The 6094-nt window shown below is 38.8% G+C and carries 5 protein-coding genes and 1 pseudogene; 5 read left to right on the top strand and 1 reads right to left on the bottom strand.

The genetic code is table 11. From position 1 onward, the window contains the following. The 3 genes from UC75_RS14675 to sucD all read left to right on the top strand — a co-directional run. The coding region (locus tag UC75_RS14675; protein WP_228137405.1) for an FAD-dependent oxidoreductase at positions 1–1199 on the top strand (1199 nt) is incomplete at its 5' end. 147 nt (positions 1200–1346) lie between these two features. Continuing rightward, positions 1347–2513, top strand: a complete 1167-nt coding sequence (gene sucC, locus UC75_RS14670) for an ADP-forming succinate--CoA ligase subunit beta (RefSeq protein ID WP_003655470.1) — start codon at positions 1347–1349, stop codon at positions 2511–2513. 14 nt (positions 2514–2527) lie between these two features. Further along, entirely contained in the window at positions 2528–3418 is an 891-nt protein-coding gene (gene sucD / locus UC75_RS14665; RefSeq protein WP_003655479.1) for a succinate--CoA ligase subunit alpha, read from the top strand. A gap of 389 nt (positions 3419–3807) precedes the next feature. Here sucD and trpS read toward each other — a convergent pair whose 3' ends face one another. Then, positions 3808–4821 carry a tryptophan--tRNA ligase gene (gene trpS, locus UC75_RS14660; protein WP_004789430.1) on the bottom strand — a complete coding sequence of 338 codons (1014 nt, stop codon included), beginning with the start codon at positions 4819–4821 and terminating at the stop codon, positions 3808–3810. 207 nt (positions 4822–5028) lie between these two features. Here trpS and UC75_RS14655 point away from each other — a divergent pair, with 207 nt between their 5' ends. Both UC75_RS14655 and UC75_RS21885 read left to right on the top strand, forming a co-directional pair. Continuing rightward, positions 5029–5958 (top strand): DUF808 domain-containing protein, encoded by a 930-nt coding sequence (locus UC75_RS14655; protein ID WP_049838013.1) that lies wholly within the window; start codon positions 5029–5031, stop codon positions 5956–5958. Positions 5959–5984: 26 nt separating this feature from the next. Then, positions 5985–6094: pseudogene (locus UC75_RS21885) on the top strand (neutral zinc metallopeptidase); the annotation flags it as partial.

Below are 6094 nucleotides of genomic sequence, written 5' to 3'. Positions count from 1 at the left end.
CTACAGGTGAAGTGAATTTTGATCTTGCTAAGCTTCTTGCTCGTAAAGACAAAATTGTTGACCAATTAACTGGTGGTATCGATCAATTGCTTAAAGGCAATGGTATTGAGTGGTTAAAAGGTACTGGTAAATTACTTGCTGGTAAAAAAGTTGAGTTTGTTTCACACGAAGGTGAGACTCAAGTTTTAGAACCTAAATATGTAATTCTTGCGTCTGGTTCTGTACCTGTAAATATTCCAGTAGCTCCTGTAGATCAAGATATTATTGTTGATTCAACTGGCGCATTAAACTTCCCAGAAGTACCTAAACGTTTAGGTGTTATTGGTGCCGGCGTAATCGGTTTAGAACTTGGTTCAGTTTGGCGTCGTCTTGGTGCTGAAGTTGTTGTGTTTGAAGCAATGGATGCATTTTTACCAATGGCTGATAAAGCTTTGGCAAAAGACTACCAAAAACTTTTAACTAAGCAAGGTCTTGATATTCGTATTGGCGCTAAAGTTGCTGGTACTGAAGTTAATGGTCGTGAAGTGACTGTTAAATACACTCAAGGTGGCGAAGAAAAAACTCAGACTTTTGACAAATTAATCGTTTGTGTAGGCCGTAAAGCTTATGCAGAAGGTTTATTGGCTGATGATTCAGGCATTAAATTGACTGAACGTGGTCTAGTTGAAGTAAATGATCACTGTGCAACTTCTGTAGAAGGTGTATATGCGATTGGTGACTTGGTTCGCGGTCCAATGCTTGCTCATAAAGCAATGGAAGAAGGTGTAATGGCTGTTGAACGTATTCACGGTCATGCAGCTCAAGTGAACTACGACACAATCATTTCTGTTATCTATACACATCCGGAAGCGGCATGGGTTGGTTTAACTGAAGAACAAGCTAAAGAAAAAGGTCATGAAGTTAAAACTGGTCAATTCGGTTTTGCTGTAAATGGTCGTGCTTTAGCTGCGGGTGAAGGTGCTGGGTTTGTTAAGTTTGTTGCTGATGCAAAAACTGACCGTTTATTAGGTATGCATGTCATTGGACCTGCTGCATCTGATATCGTACACCAAGGTATGATCGCTCTTGAATTTGTATCTTCTGTTGAAGATCTTCAGTTAATGACATTTGGTCATCCAACATTCTCTGAAGTTGTTCATGAAGCTGCACTTGCTGTAGATGGTCGTGCAATTCACGCGATTCAACGTAAGCGTAAATAAAATAAAGAGCGGTTCTCCGCTCTTTTTCACATTTGATGGTGTGATTAAAAAAACATCAAGGTGATAGAGGTAGACAGCAATTTGCATATACAACATGAGAATGTTGCGCAAATTGAAGACAACAAACAAAGTTAAGTAGGTAACTAAATGAACTTACATGAGTATCAAGCTAAAGCGTTATTGAAAGAATATGGTATGCCGGTACAAGAAGGTATCTTGGCAACCAATGCAGACGAAGCAGTTGCTGCATTCGAACAGCTTGGTGGTAAATTCGCTGTAATGAAAGCGCAAGTTCATGCTGGTGGTCGTGGTAAGGCTGGTGGCGTTAAAGTTGCAAAATCTAAAGAAGATGTTATCGAGTTTGCAAATAACATTATTGGTACTCGTCTTGTAACGTATCAAACAGATGCAAATGGTCAACCAGTAAACAGCATTATTGTTGCTGAAGACGTATACCCAGTTGAGCGTGAGCTTTACTTGGGTGCGGTTGTAGACCGTTCTAGCCGTCGTATTACTTTCATGGCTTCTACAGAAGGTGGTGTAGAAATCGAGAAAGTTGCAGAAGAAACTCCAGAAAAAATTATCAAAGTTGAAGTTGATCCATTAGTTGGCTTACAACCATTCCAAGCACGCGAAGTTGCGTTTGCTTTAGGTTTGAAAGACAAGCAAATCAGCCAATTTGTTAAAATTATGGCTGCTGCTTACCAAGCATTTGTAGAAAATGACTTTGCATTATTCGAAATTAACCCACTTTCAGTTCGTGAAAATGGCGATATTTTATGTGTAGATGCAAAAGTTGGTATCGACTCTAACGCGCTTTACCGTTTACCTAAAGTTGCTGCTTTACGTGATAAATCTCAAGAGAATGAGCGTGAATTAAAAGCATCTGAATTTGATCTTAACTATGTTGCTTTAGAAGGTAACATCGGTTGTATGGTTAACGGTGCTGGTCTTGCAATGGCAACTATGGACATCATTAAACTTTATGGTGGTCAGCCTGCAAACTTCCTTGACGTTGGTGGCGGTGCAACTAAAGAGCGCGTAATCGAAGCGTTCAAAATCATCCTTGCTGATACATCTGTACAAGGTGTTTTAATTAACATCTTCGGTGGTATCGTACGTTGTGACATGATTGCTGAAGCGATTATTGCAGCGGTTCAAGAAGTAAACGTAACTGTTCCAGTTGTTGTTCGTTTAGAAGGTAACAACGCTGAGTTAGGTGCTAAATTACTTGATGAATCTGGTTTGAAATTAATTTCTGCGAACGGCTTGTCTGATGCCGCAGAAAAAGTTGTAGCTGCAGTTAAAGCGTAAGGGGAGTATCAATCATGAGCGTATTAATTAATAAAGACACTAAAGTATTGGTACAAGGTTTTACTGGTAAAAACGGTACTTTCCACTCTGCACAAGCTTTAGACTACGGTACAAAAGTTGTTGGTGGTGTTACTCCAGGTAAAGGTGGTACTACTCACCTTGACCTACCAGTATTCAACACAATGAAAGAAGCTGTACGTGAAACAAATGCAGATGCATCTGTAATTTATGTACCAGCTCCATTCGTTTTAGATTCTATCGTTGAAGCGGTTGATTCAGGTGTTGGCCTAATCGTTGTGATCACTGAAGGTGTTCCAACAATCGACATGCTTAAAGCAAAACGCTACTTAGAAACCAACGGTAACGGTACTCGTTTAGTTGGTCCTAACTGCCCAGGCGTGATCACTCCAGGCGAATGTAAGATTGGTATTATGCCTGGTCACATTCACCAACCAGGTCGTATTGGTATCATCTCACGTTCAGGTACATTGACTTATGAAGCTGTTGCTCAAACAACTAAGCTTGGTTTAGGTCAGTCTACTTGTATCGGTATTGGTGGTGACCCAATCCCAGGTATGAACCAAATCGAAGCTCTTCAATTGTTCCAAGATGATCCAGATACTGATGCAATCATCATGATCGGTGAGATCGGTGGTACAGCGGAAGAAGAAGCTGCTGAATTCATCAAATCTAACGTGACTAAGCCTGTAGTAGGTTACATTGCTGGTGTAACTGCACCTAAAGGTAAGCGTATGGGTCACGCTGGTGCGATCATTTCTGGTGGTCAAGGTACTGCTGAAGAGAAATTCGCTGCATTTGAACGCGCGGGAATGGCTTACACTCGTAGCCCAGCTGAGCTTGGTTCAACAATGTTGCAAGTTTTAAAAGAGAAAGGTTTAGCTTAATCGCTTTATCCTGAATCTTAAAAACACCGCATCTGAAAATGATGCGGTGTTTTTTTTATCTATTAAATAAAATAAGTAATCAATAAAACAAAATATTTAAGCAAAAAAATACGCAATGATTGGGGTGATCATTGCGTAGAACAACGAATCTGTAAAAACAGTTTCGGTTTAAGGAGAAATGTCGTGAGGTTTATATCATGTAACCTACATGATGAATAATAGAGATAGTTAAGAAATTCTTCATCGCTATTAGCGTTAATAAGTGTTACTTCACGTTAATAGGGTAAAAGCATGTGAATAGTCGTCAATACATTAGTAATTCTAAAAAATTACGCTATGAATAAAATAAGCATAAAAAAAGCCCCGAAGGGCTTTTAGTTTTAAAGGAATTAGAATTTAAATAATCCTAAACCATCTTTAACTTCATCTAAGGTTTGTTGAGTAATAAGACGACACTTATCTGTACCTTGACGTAAAACATCCATGATGTAGTCAGGATCTTTAGCAAGTTCTTCACGACGTTCACGGATAGGACTAATCAATTCTTTCAAAACACCTTCAAGGCGTTTTTTAACAGTTCCATCACCTAAACCACCACGACGATAGTGTGCTTTTAACTCTTCAACTTCTTCTTTATTTGGATCAAATGCATCTAAGTAAGTAAATACAATATTTCCTTCAACCTGACCTGGATCTTCAATGCGAAGATGATTTGGGTCGGTATACATTGCATTTACAGCTTTTTTAATGTCTTTATCAGAAGCATTTAAAACAATGGTATTACCTAATGATTTAGACATTTTTGCCTTACCATCAAAACCAGGTAAGCGTGCCATATTTGAAAGCAAAGCTTTACATTCAGGTAAAAGGTCTTGGCCAATCTGACGGTTTACTCGACGTACGATTTCATTGGTTTGTTCAATCATTGGAATTTGATCTTCACCCACTGGAACCACAGTCGCTTTAAAAGCAGTAATGTCTGCCGCTTGTGCAACAGGGTAGCAGAGGAAACCAGCCGGAATGTCACGCTCAAAACCGCGCATTTGAATCTCAGACTTAATGGTCGGGTTACGCTCTAAGCGAGCAACCGTCACGAAGTTAAGATAGAGCATAGTAAGCTCATTTAGTGCTGGTAAGCATGATTGTACGCAAATCGTGGTTTTTGTTGGATCAATGCCTACAGCTAAATAATCTAGAGCAACTTCCAAAATATTGCGACGGACTTTATCTGGGTTATCTGCATTGTCTGTTAGGGCTTGTGCATCTGCTAACAAGAGATGTTGATGATGGCTATCCTGTAAACCTACACGAGAACGCAAAGAACCGACAAAATGCCCAAGATGAAGTTGTCCGGTTGGGCGGTCGCCTGTCAAAATAATTGGTCGCTGATCAACATTACTCATTATTTATTCCACTGTCTTATTGGCTTAATCAGGGGTAGTAAGCCCTGCAATATAAAAGATTGGCATTATTGTACGGGAAATAAAAAAAATTCGTCAGCGATTGGTTAAACTTTTCTTAAAATAATATTGTGAATTTATTCAGTAAAATTACAGAAATTGAAAAAAATCATCTTACAATAGCCTAATAAATACAAACTTGGATAAGAAATGGCAAGTGGCTTACTTTTATTACTAGATGATATTGCAACAATTTTAGATGATGTTGCTTTAATGAGCAAAATGGCAGCAAAGAAAACTGCTGGTGTTTTAGGCGATGATTTGGCTTTAAATGCGCAACAAGTTACAGGTGTGCGTGCAGATCGCGAAATACCTATTGTTTGGAAAGTGGCTAAAGGTTCATTTGTTAATAAACTTATTTTAGTTCCTTTGGCTTTGTTGATTAGTGTGGTTGCGCCTTGGCTGATTAATCCACTATTAATGTTGGGAGGTTTATTTTTGTGTTATGAGGGGGTGGAGAAAGTTCTTCATACCATGATGCATAAAAAGCCATCTACATCAGAAGAAGCAAAAGCAGAATTTGATAGTGAAGAATTAGATTTAGCAAATTTTGAAAAAGAAAAAGTAAAAGGAGCCGTTCGAACAGATTTTATTTTATCGGCTGAAATTGTTGTTATTTCTTTAGGTACCGTAGCTACAGCCAGTTTAATGACTAAGGTAAGCGTACTTAGTATTATTGCTGTTGTTATGACAATTGGCGTTTATGGCTTAGTCGGCATGATTGTTAAGATTGATGATTTGGGATTATATTTAACTAAGCAGACTACCTCATTTAAGCAAACTATAGGTCGAGGCTTATTAGCTTTTGCACCTATTTTAATGAAATTACTTTCAATCGTAGGCACCATTGCAATGTTCTTAGTTGGTGGCGGGATTATTAATCATACGATTCCGTTACTTCATCACTTAACTGAAAACACAGTGGACCATGTAGAAACAATACCAGCGGTAGGTAATATTATTGGTGCTTTAACACCGACACTGATTAACTTTGGAATAGGACTGGTTGCGGGTGCAATTGTTCTATTAATTGTAAGCTTAATACAAAAAATGTGGCCAAAAAAAGCATCGGGTTCATGATGCCATTCTAAAATAAGAGGGAAATTATGCGCTGGAAAGGTCGTCGAATTAGTACCAATGTTGAAGACCGTCGAGGTGGTGGCGGTGTTAGAGCAGGTGGTATCAGCATTATTGGTTTGGTTGTTGCATTTGTTGA

The sequence above is a fragment of the Acinetobacter sp. V2 genome, assembly GCF_001188385.1.
GTDB lineage: Bacteria > Pseudomonadota > Gammaproteobacteria > Pseudomonadales > Moraxellaceae > Acinetobacter > Acinetobacter oleivorans.
This window is presented reverse-complemented; position numbering and strand designations above follow the sequence as displayed.